Source organism: Phenylobacterium sp. GW823-FHT02A09 (genome assembly GCF_058797775.1).
In genome coordinates, this window is record NZ_JBXAJZ010000004.1 from 139,554 (window position 1) to 153,676 (window position 14,123).

The following is a 14,123-nucleotide window of genomic DNA, read 5'->3' on the forward strand; positions in this document are numbered from 1 at the left end:
ATTATCCGCCCGATTGGCTGAAGTGTCACTGGCGGGCGGAGCTTCCGCGCGACTTAGAGGCGGACGACCTCGCCGTCTTCTTTCGTGAAAGTCTCCGGTGCGCGGTCGAGCAGGTCGAGAACCGCTTCCGAAGGCCGGCACAACCTGACGCCCTTCGGCGTCACGACGATCGGCCGGTTCACCAGGATCGGGTGTTCGACCATTGCCGCGAGCAGCGCATCGTCGCTGACATCGGGATCTAGGAGGCCAAGTTCGGCGGCCGGCGTGCCTTTCTCGCGCAGGATGTCGCGCGGTGCGGCGTGCATCTCGCTCAGAAGATGGACAAGCTGTTCGCGGGTCCAGCCGGCCTCGAGGTACTCGACGACGGCCGGCTCGTAGCCGGCCGCCTGGATCATCGCCAGGGCGTTGCGGGAGGTGCCGCAGGCCGGATTGTGGAAGATGGCGATCGGAAATTCGGATGAGCTCATGACTTCACCGGCGAGGCTTTCGGAGTTGGGGTCTGTTCGCGGGCGGCCACCCGGCGCACGGCGCCGCCACGCTCGTACCAACCCTTGCTGGCGTTCACGATCGCGACGACCGAGAGCATGACCGGGACTTCGATCAGAACGCCGACGACGGTCGCCAAAGCCGCGCCCGACGTGAAGCCGAACAGGCTGATGGCGGCGGCGACCGCCAGCTCGAAGAAGTTGCTGGCCCCGATCAGGGCCGACGGCCCGGCGACGCAGTGGGCTTCACCGCTAGCGCGGTTAAGCAGATAGGCCAGCCCGGAGTTGAAGTAGACCTGGATCAGGATCGGAACGGCCAGCATGGCGATGATCGCCGGCTGGGCGATGATCTGCTGGCCCTGGAAGCCGAACAGCAGGACCAGCGTCGCCAGGAGCGCGATGATCGAGACCGGGCCGAGCGTGGCGAGCGCGCCTTGCAGCGCAGCTTCGCCGCGGGTCATCAGGGCCTTGCGGGCGACCTGGGCGATGATCACCGGAATGACGATGTAGAGCCCGACGGAGAGCATCAGGGTCTCCCAGGGCACGGTGATCGCGGAAATGCCCAGCAGCAGACCGACGATCGGAGCAAAAGCCACGATCATGATGGCGTCGTTCACCGCGACCTGGCTGAGCGTGAAGTTCGGCTCGCCGCGCGTCAGGTTGCTCCAGACGAACACCATCGCGGTGCAAGGCGCAGCCGCGAGTAGGATCAGCCCGGCGATGTAACTGTTGATCTCGCCGGCCGGCAGGTAGGGGCGGAACAGATAGCCGATGAAGAAGGCGCCCAGGGCTGCCATCGAAAACGGCTTCACCGCCCAGTTGATGAACAGGGTCACCCCGATCCCGCGCCAATGGCGGCCGACCTGGCGCATCGCGCCGAAGTCGACCTTCATCAGCATCGGAATGATCATCAGCCAGATCAGGACGGCGACCGGCAGATTGACCTTGGCGACCTCGGCCGAGCCAATCAGCTGGAAGGCAGGCTGAAAGAAGTGGCCCAAACCAATGCCGAGCACGATGCAGAGCGCTACCCAGAGGGTCAGGTAGCGCTCAAAAAGCGACATGGCTTTCGGCGCTTCGGGCGCCGTCTGTTCACGCGACACAGTCATCCTCTCAAAGTCATTCGGTCCCGGCGGGCTCGCCCTGGGTCTTGCCGATGTCGTCCAGGCGCTTCTGCAGCGAGAGGCTGTCGAGCGAGGTGATCGGCAGGTTCACGAAGATGCTGATGCGATTGTTCAGCATCCGGTAGGCGTCGGCGAAGGCGAGGGTCTTCTCGGCCTCGCTACCCTCGACCGCTGCGGGGTCAGGCAGACCCCAATGGGCGCTCATCGGCTGACCCGGCCAGATCGGGCAGACCTCGCCAGCGGCGTTGTCGCAGACGGTGAATACGAAATCGAGTTCGGGGGCCTCGGGGTTGTTGAGCGCGGCGAACTCGTCCCAGGGCTTCGAGCGCAACTGGTCGGTCGGGTAGTTGAGCTTCTGCAGCAGCGTGATGGCGTAGGGATTGACCTTGCCGGCCGGCATGGAGCCGGCGGAGTAGGCTTTGAACTTGCCCGCCCCGACCCGGTTCATGATCGATTCCGCGAGGATCGATCGCGCCGAATTGCCGGTGCAGAGGAAGAGGACGTTGAAGGGCAGCTTCTTCTCGGGGTGGAGCATGGCGCGTTCCCTAGGCTTTGACGAGGTCGTCCGCGCAGCAGGCGCTGCGGCTGAGCATGTCGGCCAAGGGCGCGCAGATCTCCGGCGATCCGGCGCAGCAGTCTTCCATCAGGAAGGCCAGCAGCGCGCTCATGGCGTCGTAGTGGGCGGTGTAGATGATCGAGCGGCCTTCGCGGCGCGAGCCGACCAAGCCGGCATGGCTCAGGACGGTGAGGCTCGCCGAAAGCGTGTTCGGCAAAATCTCAAGCCTGCGAGCCAGCTCTCCGGCCGCCAAACCAGACGGGCCGGCTTGAACCAACAGGCGGAAGGCGGCGAGGCGGTTTTCGTGGGCGAGCGCGGCGAGGCTGGTGACGGCGGCTTTCATTTCCATATTTCCAACATACATGAAATATGCGACCGTTCAATGACGCTCGCGCTAGCTGCTTCGCAAAATTGAGTACCCGATGACCGATTTTCCGGCCCTTGAGCCGCAGTTCCTTGACGCCCCGACGCTCGCCAAGCTGGAGCCGCCGAAGGTCTCCTCGCACCCGCCGCGCATCCTGCTGCTCTACGGCTCGCTGCGCGAACGGTCCTACAGCCGCTTCCTGACCGAGGAGGCCGCTCGCATCCTTGAGCGCCTTGGCGCAGAGACGAAGATCTTCGATCCCACCGGCTTGCCTCTGCCGGACGCGGAGTCGCCCGATCACCCCAAGGTGCAGGAACTGCGCGCACTGTCCCTCTGGTCGGAAGGCCAGGTGTGGTGCAGTCCCGAACGCCACGGCGCGGTCACCGGGATCATGAAGGCCCAGATCGACTGGATTCCTCTGGAGGTCGGCAGCGTTCGCCCGACGCAAGGACGCACGCTGGCGGTCATGCAAGTCAGCGGCGGCTCACAGTCGTTCAACGCCGTGAACACGCTGCGCCTGCTGGGACGCTGGATGCGAATGATCACCATTCCGAACCAGTCCTCGGTGGCCAAAGCCTATCAGGAGTTCGACGAGGCCGGCCGCATGAAGCCGTCGGCCTACTACGATCGGGTGGTCGACGTGATGGAGGAACTGGTGAAGTTCACTCTGCTGACCCGAGGCCGCTCCGACTATCTGGTCGACCGCTATAGCGAGCGGAAGGCCGAGGGGCGGGTGACGGTCGGCGACGAACTGGGCGCCATCGCCATGGCTCATGAGCGGAAGGCCAGCTAGTGCGGCCGCTCACTCAGGAAGAGCAGCTCAACCGAGATTGCTTCTGTATCGACGTGGATCCGGACCACGTCTGGTCGATTGTCGACCGGGCAGGGGGCGGCGTCGTCCCGCTCGACGTGCTGAAGGCCGCACGTCCGCACCTCTTCTCCGAGGCCCCGGTGTTCCTGTCGGCCGCCGACCTGGCGGCGATGCAAGCCGTCGTGGCGGCCATCGAGGCGGTCGCAGAGTTGCCTGCCTTCCAGGACCTCGTGCTGGGCTGGGCGCCAGAGATCGCGAAGGCTGACCCTGGGCCGCGCGGCGCCTTCATGGGCTACGACTTCCACCTGACCCCTGAGGGGCCCAAGCTCATCGAGGTCAACACAAACGCCGGAGGCGCCTTCCTGAACGCCTTGCTGGCGCAGGCCCAGGTCGCCTGCTGCCCTCAGGTGCGGGCGCTCGTGCCGGCGGCGACGCCGTTGGAGGATTTCGAGGCCGCCGCCTGGCGCATGTTCGAGGCCGAGTGGCGACTGCAGGGAAGGGCAGGGCATTCGCGCGTTGTCGCCATCATCGATGAGCGGCCGGAGGAGCAGTATCTCTATCCCGAGTTCCTGCTGGCCCAGGCCTTCTTTGAGCGCCACGGCGTGGAGGCGCTGATCGCGGATCCCCGAGACCTGCGCTTAGAAGGCGGGCGCCTGCGCCTGGGCGGCGTGGCCATCGACATGGTCTACAATCGCCTGGTCGACTTCTCGTTTTGCCGGCCCGAACACGCCGTCCTTCGGCAGGCCTATTCGACCGGCGACGTGGTCGTGACTCCCAACCCGCGCAATCACGCCCTGCTGGCTGACAAGCGCAACCTGACGATACTGTCGGACCCACAGCGGTTGGAAGAGCTGGGTGTTCCAACGGGCCTCCGCCGCGCGTTGGCTCGCCTACCTGATGCGCGCCTGGTGACGCCCGAGAACGCCGACGCGCTTTGGCGGGGGCGAAAATCGCTGTTCTTCAAGCCGGCGAACGGCCATGCCGGGAAGGCGGTCTATCGCGGCGACAAGCTGACGCGCGGCGTCTGGGAGACGATCGTCCGGGGCGGCTACATCGCTCAGGACTTTGCGCCGCCCAGCGAGCGCCACGTCCAGGTCGACGGTGACCCGCAGCCCCGAAAGATGGACGTCCGCCTCTACACCTATGCCGGCGAGACGATGCTCGCCGCCGCGCGTCTCTATCAGGGCCAGACGACCAACTTCCGGACGCCGGGAGGCGGATTTGCGCCGGTGATCACGCTCGCATAGTTCGAAGCGCCTGAACGTGCAGGGAGGCGCTTTCATGATTCACGCGTGCGAGTTCGGCGAGACCTAGGTCTCTTCGTGACACGCAAGGGCGACGCGGCAGATCGAGGGCTAAAGAAGCCCGGCAGCGTGTGCGCTTGGCGGTGGGAGGCGAGTGGGTCCGGCGCGCATTTTTCTGGTTGATCCTCTAGCAGCTAGAGCAATTAGGGTCGGCTTGGAAACAAGGTCGCCCACGATGACGAAGACCGACGCTAGCGCCCTAGACGTGGTTCGCTACCGGATCACCGGCATGGACTGTGGCGACTGCGCCGCCAAGATCGAGAAGGCGGTCGGCAAGCTGCCCGGCGTAGAGGAAGCACGCGTCTCCATCGCCACGTCGCTGATGACGCTGAAGCTTGACAACCCGGCGCTCCGCGCGCCGACGGTCGAGCAGGCGGTGGAGTCGCTCGGCTATCGGCTCGACCGGCTGCGAGAAGCGGTTACGGACGACGACGATTTGCCGGACCTCAGTCATGTTACGCCGGCCTACAAGCGGGCGCTCTGGCTCGTCGTTTTGATCAACGCTGGCTATGGCCTGGTCCAGATGGCCGCCGGTTTTGTGGCAGGCTCGCAGGCGCTTAAGGCCGACGCATTGGACTTCATGGGCGACGGGACCATCACCTTCTTGGGCCTCCTGGCCATCGGCTGGTCGCTCGTTTGGCGCGCGCGCTCCGCCCTCATGCAGGGCGTATTCCTAGGGCTGCTGGGCGCCGGCGTCCTGCTCAACACGGCCTATCGGGTGCTGGTGCTCAACCGTCCGGAGGCCGAGATCATGGGGGTCTTCGGCGTGATCGCCCTGGTCGCCAACGTGATCGCCGCGCTCCTGCTCGTGCCGCACCGGAGCGGCGATGCTAACGCGAAGGCGGTCTGGCTGTTCTCGCGCAACGACGCGCTCGGCAACCTCGCCGTAGTCATCGCCGCGGGCCTCGTCGCCTGGACCGGCACGGCCTGGCCCGACCTCGTCGTGGCCGTGATCATCGCGGGCCTCTTCCTTCAATCCTCCTGGTCGATCGTCCGCCATGCGCGGACGGACCTGCGCGAGGCGCGCCTCTTGGCGGCGGCATGAGTGCGGGGATGAGACGCGGTCCAACGCCATTGTCTCCCAGGGCGCCGCTGGGATTGCCGGCGCGGGCGGTCAAAGATCTGCATCAGGCCGTGGCGCACGCCAACGCCGGTCGCTGGACGGACGCCCGGGGCTATGCAGAGAGGGTCCTGGCCGTGCAGCCTCGGGACCCGTCGGCCATGAATGTGCTCGGCACGGTCGCGTTGAACACGGGGCGCGCCGGGGAGGCCATCACGTGGTTCGAGCGGGCGGCGACAGGGCAGCCGAAAAATCCGTTCATTCAGTACAACCTGGGGGAGGCCCACCGGCGCGCGCAAGCTTACGAGGCTGCCGCCGCGGCGTTCGTACGCGCCGGCCGGCTGAAGCCGGATTTCGCCGAGGCCTTCGCCGCCGCCGGGGACACGCTTCGGCGGCTCGGCCGAAGCGGCGAGGCCGAGGCTCACTACAAGAAGGCGCTTCGAATCGCACCGGCCTTGGCCGCGGCGCTGAGCGGGTATGGCCTGTTGCGCCTCGGCGTCAGCGATCCGGCCGGCGCCGCCGACCTCTTCGCTGCGGGCCTGAGTGCAACGTCGCTCGGCCATCCATTGCGAGCCGCCCTGCTCACGAACCTCGGCCTTGCGCTTCTGCAGCTCGGGCAAGGTGTTGGGGGGCTCGACGCGCTCGCGCAGGCCGTGGAGGCAGCCCCCGACGACGACGGGGCTTGGCGGCGGTTGGCCCGGGCGCTGCGGCACACGCGCGTGGCTCCGGCGACGCCCGTCTTTCGCGCGCTCCTTCTCCAGCTGTTCGATCGCACTGACGTCAATCCCCGCAACCTGGCGACCGCGGCCATCGCCGTCCTGCGTCAGGATCCGGAGATCGATCGGCTCCTCGGATCGATCGCCGTTGCCCCGCGGATGTTGGCGAAGACGCTGGAGCGCGAGGCCGCGGCCGCCACTCGGCTGGTGGCGGATCCGCTGTTCCGAGGCCTCCTGGCCTCAGCGCCGATCCCGGACGTCGGGATCGAGTTGCTGCTTGTGCAACTGCGGGCGGATCTTCTGGTGCTTGCAGACCGAGAACCCGAGGCGCTCGAAGGGGAGCTCGGCCTCGCGGTTGCGCTCGCCCGGCAGGCGTTCCTCAACGAGTACGCCCACTTCGCCGAAGCGGAGGAGCAACGGCGGGTGGACGCCCAGATCGCCGCCCTCGACCACGGCGAACTGGACGCTGGAGACGCGGCGCGGGTCGCGATCGTGGCCGCCTATCGGCCGCTGGCGTCGACGCCCTTAGCCGCGCGTCTCCGGGCCAGGCCCCTGCCGGCGCTTGCCGACCTGCTGCGCGAACAGCTAGCCGAGCCGGCCGAGGAGGCGGCGCTGCGCGCCGCCCTTCCGATTCTCAAGTCTCCAACCGACGCCGTCTCGCTCGCGGTCCGGGCGCAGTACGAGCAGAATCCCTATCCCCGCTGGACCCGCGGCAGCCTTGACGAGCCGCTGGCCTTCCGCTCGGCGGTGCAGAGCGCTGTCCCGGACTTGCCGGCCTGCGAGGTTCCTGACCTTGAGCGGCCGCGCGTGCTTGTGGCCGGCTGCGGCACGGGCCTCGAAACCCTGCGCGTGGCGAACATCTACCGCGGCGCCTCGATCCTTGCCGTCGACCTCAGTGCGACGAGCCTCGGCTACGCCATGCGCAAGGCCCGGGAATACGAGCTGACCGAGGTCCAGCACCTGCAGGCCGACATCCTCGACCTGCCAGCGCTCAGCGAGCGCTTCGACCTAATCGACAGCTTCGGAGTGCTGCACCACATGGCCGATCCGGCCAAGGCGCTGCAGGTTGTCGCCGAGTTGCTCAAGCCCGAAGGATTCCTTCTCGTTGGTCTCTACAGCGAGATCGGCAGGCAAGCGGTGGTGGCGGCGCGAGCGCACATCGCGCGGTCCGGCTATCGGGATGACGCCGAAGGCATACGGGCGTTGCGGCGGGACCTGATGCTCGACGGCGAGCCGCCGGAGCTGGAGGGCGTGATGAGCCCGGCCTCCGACTTCTGGACGCTCTCGGACTGTCGGGACCTACTGTTCCACGTGAACGAGCATCGCTTCACCCTGCTGCAGGTCGGCGAATTGCTGGGCGGTGCCGGGCTCGAGTTCCTCGGCGTGCAGTTCGGCCATGCGGCCGATCAGGCGCGTTACCTTGCGGAGAACCAGCGAACGGCCGCCCTGCGCGATTTCGAGCGTCTGCATCGGTACGAGCTGCAGTATCCCGAGACCTTCGGGGACACCTATCGGCTCTGGGCCCGTCCTAGGAGGCCATCGAGGTGAGACAGCCCCTTGTGTCGCCGCACGTCGACCTTCCGAAGGAGCAGCGAGCCGTGCTTCAGCAGTCGCTCCTGGCCTTAGCCGTCTGCGCCCCGATCCTCGTGATCGCTAGCCTGGGCCTGCCCAGGATCTTCACCTTTCCCGAGCCCCTGGTGGAGCGACTGGCCTTCGCACTCAGGGCCGGACTCGTAGTCGTGCTTTGGGTCGTGCTGGGCGTGCGGATGGTCGCCAAGGTGCGGTTTGAGTCCGCGGAGGACAATGCAGGTTCCGCCTACAGCCGGCCAAGTCCTCGCCTAGCGGTGCCAAGAGCCTTCCTCCAGAACACCCTCGAACAGGCGTTCATCACGGTCGTCGCAATCCTCGCACTCGCTACGGTCGGCGGCGAAGCGGCGCTAGCCTACGTTATTGCGACCGTCGTGCTCTTCAGCCTCGGGCGGGTGACTTTCCTGCGCGGCTATCCGCATGGCGCGGGCGGTCGCGCCTTCGGCATCGCCATGACGGTGCTCCCCGGCCTCGGCGCCATTGGCTGGGCGGCGATCGACGTTGCGTCCGAGGTGGCGGCCTTGGGCTGAGCTCGACTCCATCCGCCGCCACAGGTGGTGAAGCCGTGACAGTGCTGCCGCATCGAAGCGGCTTGACCCCGCCGCATATGTCGCCGTACCGCACGAGTTACACAGTCGGTTACACAGCTCGCTTGACGCGGAAATAAAATATATTAGAATCAAAAGATTGGTGGAATCGGAGGGGACTCAAAATCCGGTTCCGAAAGGAGTGTCGGTTCGAGCCCGACCGCCCGCACCAACTCCTCCTCTCTGATGGCCGGCGCCTAGCCGGCGAAGGCCTTCTCGTAGACGTAGGCGCCGGGCTCGGCGATCGAGCCTTCGGCGAAGCCGCGCGCATCGAGCAGGGTGCGCAGGTCGGCCAGCATCGGCGGCCCGCCGCAGACCATGATCCGGTCGTTCGAGGGATCCAGCGGCGGCAGGTCGAGATCGGCGGCGAGCCGTCCGGATTCGATCAGCTGCGTGATCCGGCCCTCGGTCTTGAAAGCGCCGCGGGTGAGCGTCGGATAGTAACTCAGCCGCTCGCCGACGAACTCGCCCAGCTCGGGATGGGCGTGCAGGGTCTCGAGCATCTCGCGGTAGCCGAGGTCGGCCTCGGCGCGGCAGGTGTGGGTGACCACCACCCGCTCGAAGCGGTCGTAGACTTCCGGATCGCGAGTCAGGCTGAGGAACGGCGCCAGGCCGGTGCCGGTCGACAGCAGGTAGAGCGTGCGGCCCGGCAGCAGCGCGTCCAGCACCAGCGTCCCGGTCGGCTTGCGGCCGACCAGCACCTCGTCGCCGACCTGGATGTTCTGCAGCTTCGAGGTCAGCGGGCCGTCGGCGACCTTGATCGAGTAGAACTCCAGCTCCTCGGCGTAGTGCGGGCTGGCGATGGAGTAGGCGCGCACCAGCGGCTTTCCCTCGACCTGCAGCCCGATCATCACGAACTGGCCGCTCTGGAAGCGCAGGGCCGGCGAGCGGGTGGTGCGGAAGGTGAACAGCTGGTCCGTCCAGTGATGGACGTGGGTGACGCGCTCGACGTTGAAGGCGGCGTTGGCCTTGGGCGCGGCGGTGACGGCGGTCATCGCGGGTACTCCTACTTGATCGACAGCAACAGGGCGCTGGCCGCCAGCATCGCGCCAACGAAGGCCGCGCCGGCGCCGGCCTGGGCGGCCTGCCGGGGGCGATAGGGCGCGACCAGGGTCAGGGTCAGCGCGGCCAGCGAGATCGCCCCCACCCACTCGACCGAGCCGAACTTCCAGCCGTCGGCCCAGACCGCGCAGGCATAGGCCGCGGCGAGGCCCGCGGCCCCGCCCCAGCGCACCTGGCGCTGGCGCAGCGGGTCGAGCTTGGCGCCCAGCAGTTCGGGCTGGTGCTTGGCCATCGAGGCGCAGACGCCGACGAAGCCGGCATAGGCGAACAGCAGCATGGCGAGATGGGTCATGCGGCCTCCGTGGCGACGGTGGGAGCGGGCGCCTTGCGCTTGGGCTTAGCGGCCGGCTTGTAGCGGGCCGCCTTCCAGCCGCAGAAGGCCAGCAGGGCGCCCAGCGCCACCAGGGTCAGGTCGAAGGCGACCATCGCCCAGTCGCCGCGCATGGCGTTGGCGAAGAGGTTGCGCTGCGGCGTGGTGATCGCGCTGACGATCGGCAGGGCGGCGACCATGAAGGCGGCGAGGCCCAAGGTCTCCATCCAGGCTTTCTTGTTCGGCCGCAGGCAGGCGTAGAGGATCATCCCGCCCCAGAGGATGAACATGCTGTGCACCTCCCAGGGCGAGCGGTTGGCCATCTCGACCGGCAGCAGGCGGTTGGCCCACAGCATGGCGGCCATGCCGGCCGGCACCCCGGCGATGGTGCCGATGTTCAGCTTCTCGACCAGGCGGAAGCCGAAGTGCGGGCGCTCGGGATCGGGCAGCTTCTGGCGGCGGGCGACCGACCACAGCACCAGGCCGGTGGCGACCATGGCGCAGCCGGCCAAACTGCACAGGAAGTAGACCCAGCGCAGCACCGGCTCGGCGAAGCGGCCCATGTGCAGGCCGTACATCGCCCCGCCCGTCACATTGGCCGGTCCCGGCTGCGGCGAACGCGACAGCAGGTTTCCGTTCGCATCGAAGGTCAGCGAACCTCCCCGATAGGAAAGGTTGTCGCCGGAATGGCGCGTCACCTCGATGCGGGCCGCGGCGTCGCCGGGATTGCTGACGCTGATGGACGAGGGCCGGCCGCCGCCCCAGGCCTTGGAGGCTTCGTCCAGCACCTTCGGCAGGGGGATGAGCGGGGCGGCGACGCCGCTGCGCTCGACCTCCTCGGCCCGTGGGAACACGGCTTTGAAGTAGGCGTCGTCCGACGTGTAGTTCGCGAGCACGCCCCAGGGCATGTACAGCGTCATCAGCGTGACCAGGCCGGTGTAGGTGATCATCGCGTGGAACGGCAGCGCCAGGACCGCGGTCATGTTGTGCGCGTCCAGCCACGAGCGCTGGGCGGCCTTGGTCGGCCGGAACGTGAAGAAGTCCTTGAAGATGCGCTTGTGGGTGATCACCCCGGAGACGATCGCCACCAGCATGAACATCGCGCAGAGGCCGGCGAACCAGCGGCCCCAGATGACCGGGATGTAGTGCATCTGGAAATGGAAGCGGTAGAAGAACTCGCCGCCGCGGGTCTCGCGCGGCTTGACCACTTCGCCGGTGGCCGCGTCCAGGGTCGCCTGGGTGTCGCGGTTGCGGCCGCGGCGGCGCGGGCGCTCTTCCTCGCCCGGCTTGGGCTGCGGCTGCCAGAACACGTTGGCCGTCGCCTGGCGCTCGTTGGGCAGCGAGATCGACCAGCTCTTGGCGTTCGGGGCGACCTTGGACAGGTACGCCGCCGCGCCGGCCGCGCTGATGTGATAGTCCGCCGGCATGCCGGTTTCCGGCTCCATCCAGCGGGTGATCTCGGGGCGGAAGTAGGTGGCGGTTCCGGTCAGGAACATGGCCAGCAGCACCCAGCCGACCAGCAGGCCGCTCCAGGTGTGCAGCCAGGCCATCGATTGGCGGAAGGACCCGTTCATAGCCGCGGCTCCACGATCAGCGAGATCCACAGGATGGCGCCCAGCGCGGCGCAGCCGGCGGCCAGGCCCAGCCACACGCGCCAGGTCTTCGGGTCGGCGAAGGCCCAGATGACCACGGCGGTGTAGACGGCGAAGGAGAGCAGGGTGGCCGCGATGGTCGCTTCCTCCGCCCCGCCCGGCAGCAGCCGGGCGAGCACGGCGGTCGAGAGCGCCGCGAAGACGTAGCCGACGACGATGGCCGCCACGGCTCGGGCGGCCACGTCCAGCCGCTGGCGCCAAGTGGGGCCTTTCGGCCCCTTGCGCTTGGCCGCCGGCGGCGGCGCGGTCTGCGCGACGCTCATGCTCAGAACGCCGCCCGCAGGGTCAGTGTCACCTTGCGCGGCTCGCCATAGTAGCCGCCGTTGTAGAAGCCGACGCGGCGATAGTAGGTCTCGTCGAACAGGTTATCGACGTTGAGCGTCGCGCTGAGCTTCTCGTTGAAGCGGTAGCGGGCCATCAGGCTGGCCAGCACGTACGAGCCCTGCGAGACGTTGACCCGCATGGTCGGCGGGTTGGTCCCCGGGGCGCTGGTGTTGCCCGGAACCGGGATCGTCGCGAGGGTGTAGATCTCGCTCTGCCAGTTCAGGCCGCCGCCGATGGTCAGGCCCTCGAGCCGGCCCGACAGGTCGTAGCTGGTCTGGATGCGGGCGATGTTGCGCGGGTTCAGGGTATTGATCCGCACCTTCGCCGCGTTCTCGGTGTAGGCGTAGGTGTAGCCGCCGGCCACGCGCCAGCGCGGGGTCAGCTGGCCGGTGATCTCGGCCTCGAAGCCGCGGGTCTCGGCCCCGGTCACCGCGCGATAGGCGGTGCTGCCGTCCGGCAGCAGGAAGCCGTCGGGCACGGTCGGGTCGACCTCGGCCAGATTGTCCTGCTGGACGTAGAAGCCGGTCATCGCGGCATAGAGCTGGCCGTCGAAGAACTCGGCCTTCAGGCCGCCTTCGTAGTTGGCGCCGATGACCGGATCCAGCTGCTCGTTGTTCTTGTCCTTGTTGCTCTGCGGCTTGAACAGGTCCGAGTAGCTGACATAGGCCGAGATCTGCGAGGTGATGTCGAAGATCGCCCCGAAGTACGGGGTGACCTTGTCCTCGGAATAGGCGTTGGCGGTCCGCTGGTAGACGCCGGCGAGGTTGTAACGGTCGCTCTGGGTCTCGTACTGGCTGCTGCGGGCGCCGACGATGATCTTCAGGCGGTCGGTGGGGTTGAGGCGCACCGCGCCGTAGACGCCGGTCTCCTTGATGCGGTTGATCTGGGCCGGCGTGCCGTAGCGCAGCAGCACCGGCTCGGGGATGCGGCCGTCCCAGGTGAAGATGTTCGGGACGGTCATCGCATAGGGACGCTTCGACGCATCGATGGTGTCGTTCATCGTCGTCTCGTCGCGGTCGTAGCCGTTGGCGCCGACGACCAGCTCATGCTTGCGGCCGAACAGCTGGAACGGACCGCTGGCGTAGACGTCGAACGCGGTCTCTTCCTGGTGGTAGACGTTGTAGTAGTCGGCGACGATCAGGCCGCTGCCGTTGTTCGGGTCCGGATAGCCGCCGTAGCCGTAGTAGAGCTTGGCCGTGGAGTCGCTGTCGCGCTTGTTGTAGGCGGCGCGGAACTTCCAGTCGCCGGGCAGGTCCTGTTCCAGCACCGCGTAGTAGTTGGTGCTGTTGCGGTCCCAGGTGCTCCAACGCGCGGCGGCGTTGTAGGAGCGATCGAAGCTGGTCGCCGACCCGTCACGGAAATACAGCGGCGAGGTGCCCCAGGTCGTGCCCTTCGGCGTCACCTCTGTGTAGTCGACGCCGACCCGCACCAGGGTGCTTTCGGTCACGTCGGCTTCGACCACCGCCATGCCGATCTTCTTCTTCTCCTCGTAGAAGTCGATGTACGACTCCTTGTCCTCGAAGGCGCCGGAGATGCGCGCACGCACGCGGCCGTCGGCGAAGATCGGGCCCGAGACGTCTGCCTCGATGCGGCCGCGGTTCCAGCTGCCGACGACGGCTGCGACCGAGGCGGCGAACTCGCGGGTCGGGGCCTTGCGCAGCAGGTTGACGGTGGCCGACGGATCGCCCGAGCCGGTGACTAGGCCGGTGGCGCCGCGCACGACCTCGACGCGGTCGTAGAGCACCGTGTCGCCCATGACGCTGCTGCCCGACGAATAGGCCGTAGGCACGCCGTCGAGCTGGAAGTTCGAGATCGAGAAGCCGCGCGAGGTGAAGTTCACGCGGTTGGAGTCGTTCTCCTGCACCGTGATGCCGGTGGTCTGCTCCAGCACGTTGGCGATTGTCACCAGGCCGAAGTCGTCCATGCGTTCGCGGGTGATCACGGTCACCGACTGAGGGGTCTCACGCAGCGACAGCGGCAGCTTGGCGGCGGATTCGGTGACCTTGACGCCATAGCCGTCCTTGGTTCCGGTCACCTCGACGCCCTCGACCGTACCGTCGGCGTTCGCATCGTCGGCGAACGCTGGTGAAGTCAGGGCCGTGCCCGACAGCAGGACCATGGCCAAGGCGGCCGGGCGGAACTTGGAACGCGTACTGGACAACGACTACCCCCGTTACTGGC

At 67.4% G+C, this 14,123-nt stretch carries 14 protein-coding genes; 5 read left to right on the top strand and 9 right to left on the bottom strand.

Going from position 1 to position 14,123, the window contains the following annotated elements:
* Positions 1-53 precede the first annotated feature (53 nt).
* Genes arsC through AC1Q87_RS17315 form a run of 4 tightly spaced genes read right to left on the bottom strand, consistent with a single transcriptional unit; the run spans position 54 to position 2,514 of the window.
* Positions 54-467 carry an arsenate reductase (glutaredoxin) gene (arsC, locus tag AC1Q87_RS17300; protein WP_183776759.1) on the bottom strand — a complete coding sequence of 138 codons (414 nt, stop codon included), beginning with the start codon at positions 465-467 and terminating at the stop codon, positions 54-56.
* On the bottom strand, positions 464-1,549 hold the full coding sequence (gene arsB, locus AC1Q87_RS17305; protein ID WP_183776761.1) for an ACR3 family arsenite efflux transporter: 1,086 nt from the start codon (positions 1,547-1,549) through the stop codon (positions 464-466). Before arsB ends, arsC begins: the two co-directional genes overlap by 4 nt.
* Positions 1,550-1,604: 55 nt before the next feature.
* On the bottom strand, positions 1,605-2,144 hold the full coding sequence (locus AC1Q87_RS17310; RefSeq protein WP_183776763.1) for an arsenate reductase ArsC: 540 nt from the start codon (positions 2,142-2,144) through the stop codon (positions 1,605-1,607).
* Positions 2,145-2,154: 10 nt separating this feature from the next.
* Positions 2,155-2,514 (bottom strand): ArsR/SmtB family transcription factor, encoded by a 360-nt coding sequence (locus AC1Q87_RS17315; RefSeq protein WP_183776765.1) that lies wholly within the window; start codon positions 2,512-2,514, stop codon positions 2,155-2,157.
* 73 nt (positions 2,515-2,587) lie between these two features.
* Here AC1Q87_RS17315 and arsH point away from each other — a divergent pair, with 73 nt between their 5' ends.
* The 5 genes from arsH (at position 2,588) to AC1Q87_RS17340 (ending at position 8,537) form a co-directional block, all read left to right on the top strand.
* On the top strand, positions 2,588-3,322 hold the full coding sequence (gene arsH, locus AC1Q87_RS17320) for an arsenical resistance protein ArsH (RefSeq protein WP_183776772.1): 735 nt from the start codon (positions 2,588-2,590) through the stop codon (positions 3,320-3,322).
* Positions 3,322-4,587, top strand: a complete 1,266-nt coding sequence (locus AC1Q87_RS17325) for an ATP-grasp domain-containing protein (RefSeq protein ID WP_183776776.1) — start codon at positions 3,322-3,324, stop codon at positions 4,585-4,587. The genes arsH and AC1Q87_RS17325 overlap by 1 nt, the downstream gene beginning before the upstream one ends.
* Before the next feature lie 232 nt (positions 4,588-4,819).
* Entirely contained in the window at positions 4,820-5,689 is an 870-nt protein-coding gene (locus tag AC1Q87_RS17330) for a cation efflux transmembrane domain-containing protein (protein ID WP_183776781.1), read from the top strand.
* A gap of 8 nt (positions 5,690-5,697) precedes the next feature.
* A complete protein-coding gene (locus tag AC1Q87_RS17335; protein ID WP_183776785.1) occupies positions 5,698-7,968 on the top strand; it encodes a methyltransferase domain-containing protein in 2,271 nt (756 codons plus the stop codon).
* 50 nt (positions 7,969-8,018) lie between these two features.
* The gene (locus AC1Q87_RS17340) at positions 8,019-8,537 is read left to right on the top strand and encodes an MAPEG family protein (protein ID WP_312161399.1); all 519 of its coding nucleotides are present in this window, start codon (positions 8,019-8,021) and stop codon (positions 8,535-8,537) included.
* Positions 8,538-8,791: 254 nt separating this feature from the next.
* On the opposite strand, the gene AC1Q87_RS17345 is transcribed toward AC1Q87_RS17340, so the two are convergent.
* From AC1Q87_RS17345 to AC1Q87_RS17365, 5 genes are read right to left on the bottom strand one after another with little or no spacing between them, the layout of a single operon-like run.
* Positions 8,792-9,589: a ferredoxin--NADP reductase gene (locus tag AC1Q87_RS17345; protein ID WP_492610085.1), complete on the bottom strand. Its 798-nt coding sequence runs from the start codon at positions 9,587-9,589 to the stop codon at positions 8,792-8,794.
* Between the two features lie 11 nt (positions 9,590-9,600).
* A complete protein-coding gene (locus tag AC1Q87_RS17350) occupies positions 9,601-9,948 on the bottom strand; it encodes a DUF3325 domain-containing protein (protein WP_492610086.1) in 348 nt (115 codons plus the stop codon).
* Positions 9,945-11,540, bottom strand: a complete 1,596-nt coding sequence (locus tag AC1Q87_RS17355) for a PepSY-associated TM helix domain-containing protein (RefSeq protein WP_492610087.1) — start codon at positions 11,538-11,540, stop codon at positions 9,945-9,947. Before AC1Q87_RS17355 ends, AC1Q87_RS17350 begins: the two co-directional genes overlap by 4 nt.
* On the bottom strand, positions 11,537-11,881 hold the full coding sequence (locus tag AC1Q87_RS17360; RefSeq protein WP_492610088.1) for a hypothetical protein: 345 nt from the start codon (positions 11,879-11,881) through the stop codon (positions 11,537-11,539). Before AC1Q87_RS17360 ends, AC1Q87_RS17355 begins: the two co-directional genes overlap by 4 nt.
* A gap of 2 nt (positions 11,882-11,883) precedes the next feature.
* The gene (locus AC1Q87_RS17365; RefSeq protein ID WP_492610089.1) at positions 11,884-14,103 is read right to left on the bottom strand and encodes a TonB-dependent siderophore receptor; all 2,220 of its coding nucleotides are present in this window, start codon (positions 14,101-14,103) and stop codon (positions 11,884-11,886) included.
* Positions 14,104-14,123: the final 20 nt, after the last annotated feature.

What these genes read in the sequence shown, in the direction of transcription:
- AC1Q87_RS17310 (WP_183776763.1), bottom strand. Translation starts at nt 2,144, where the DNA reads ATGCTCCACCCCGAGAAGAAGCTGCCCTTCAACGTCCTCTTCCTCTGC.
- AC1Q87_RS17335 (WP_183776785.1), top strand. Translation starts at nt 5,698, where the DNA reads ATGAGACGCGGTCCAACGCCATTGTCTCCCAGGGCGCCGCTGGGATTG.
- arsB (WP_183776761.1), bottom strand. Translation starts at nt 1,549, where the DNA reads ATGTCGCTTTTTGAGCGCTACCTGACCCTCTGGGTAGCGCTCTGCATC.
- AC1Q87_RS17330 (WP_183776781.1), top strand. Translation starts at nt 4,820, where the DNA reads ATGACGAAGACCGACGCTAGCGCCCTAGACGTGGTTCGCTACCGGATC.
- AC1Q87_RS17345 (WP_492610085.1), bottom strand. Translation starts at nt 9,589, where the DNA reads ATGACCGCCGTCACCGCCGCGCCCAAGGCCAACGCCGCCTTCAACGTC.
- AC1Q87_RS17355 (WP_492610087.1), bottom strand. Translation starts at nt 11,540, where the DNA reads ATGAACGGGTCCTTCCGCCAATCGATGGCCTGGCTGCACACCTGGAGC.
- AC1Q87_RS17350 (WP_492610086.1), bottom strand. Translation starts at nt 9,948, where the DNA reads ATGACCCATCTCGCCATGCTGCTGTTCGCCTATGCCGGCTTCGTCGGC.
- AC1Q87_RS17315 (WP_183776765.1), bottom strand. Translation starts at nt 2,514, where the DNA reads ATGGAAATGAAAGCCGCCGTCACCAGCCTCGCCGCGCTCGCCCACGAA.
- arsC (WP_183776759.1), bottom strand. Translation starts at nt 467, where the DNA reads ATGAGCTCATCCGAATTTCCGATCGCCATCTTCCACAATCCGGCCTGC.
- arsH (WP_183776772.1), top strand. Translation starts at nt 2,588, where the DNA reads ATGACCGATTTTCCGGCCCTTGAGCCGCAGTTCCTTGACGCCCCGACG.
- AC1Q87_RS17360 (WP_492610088.1), bottom strand. Translation starts at nt 11,881, where the DNA reads ATGAGCGTCGCGCAGACCGCGCCGCCGCCGGCGGCCAAGCGCAAGGGG.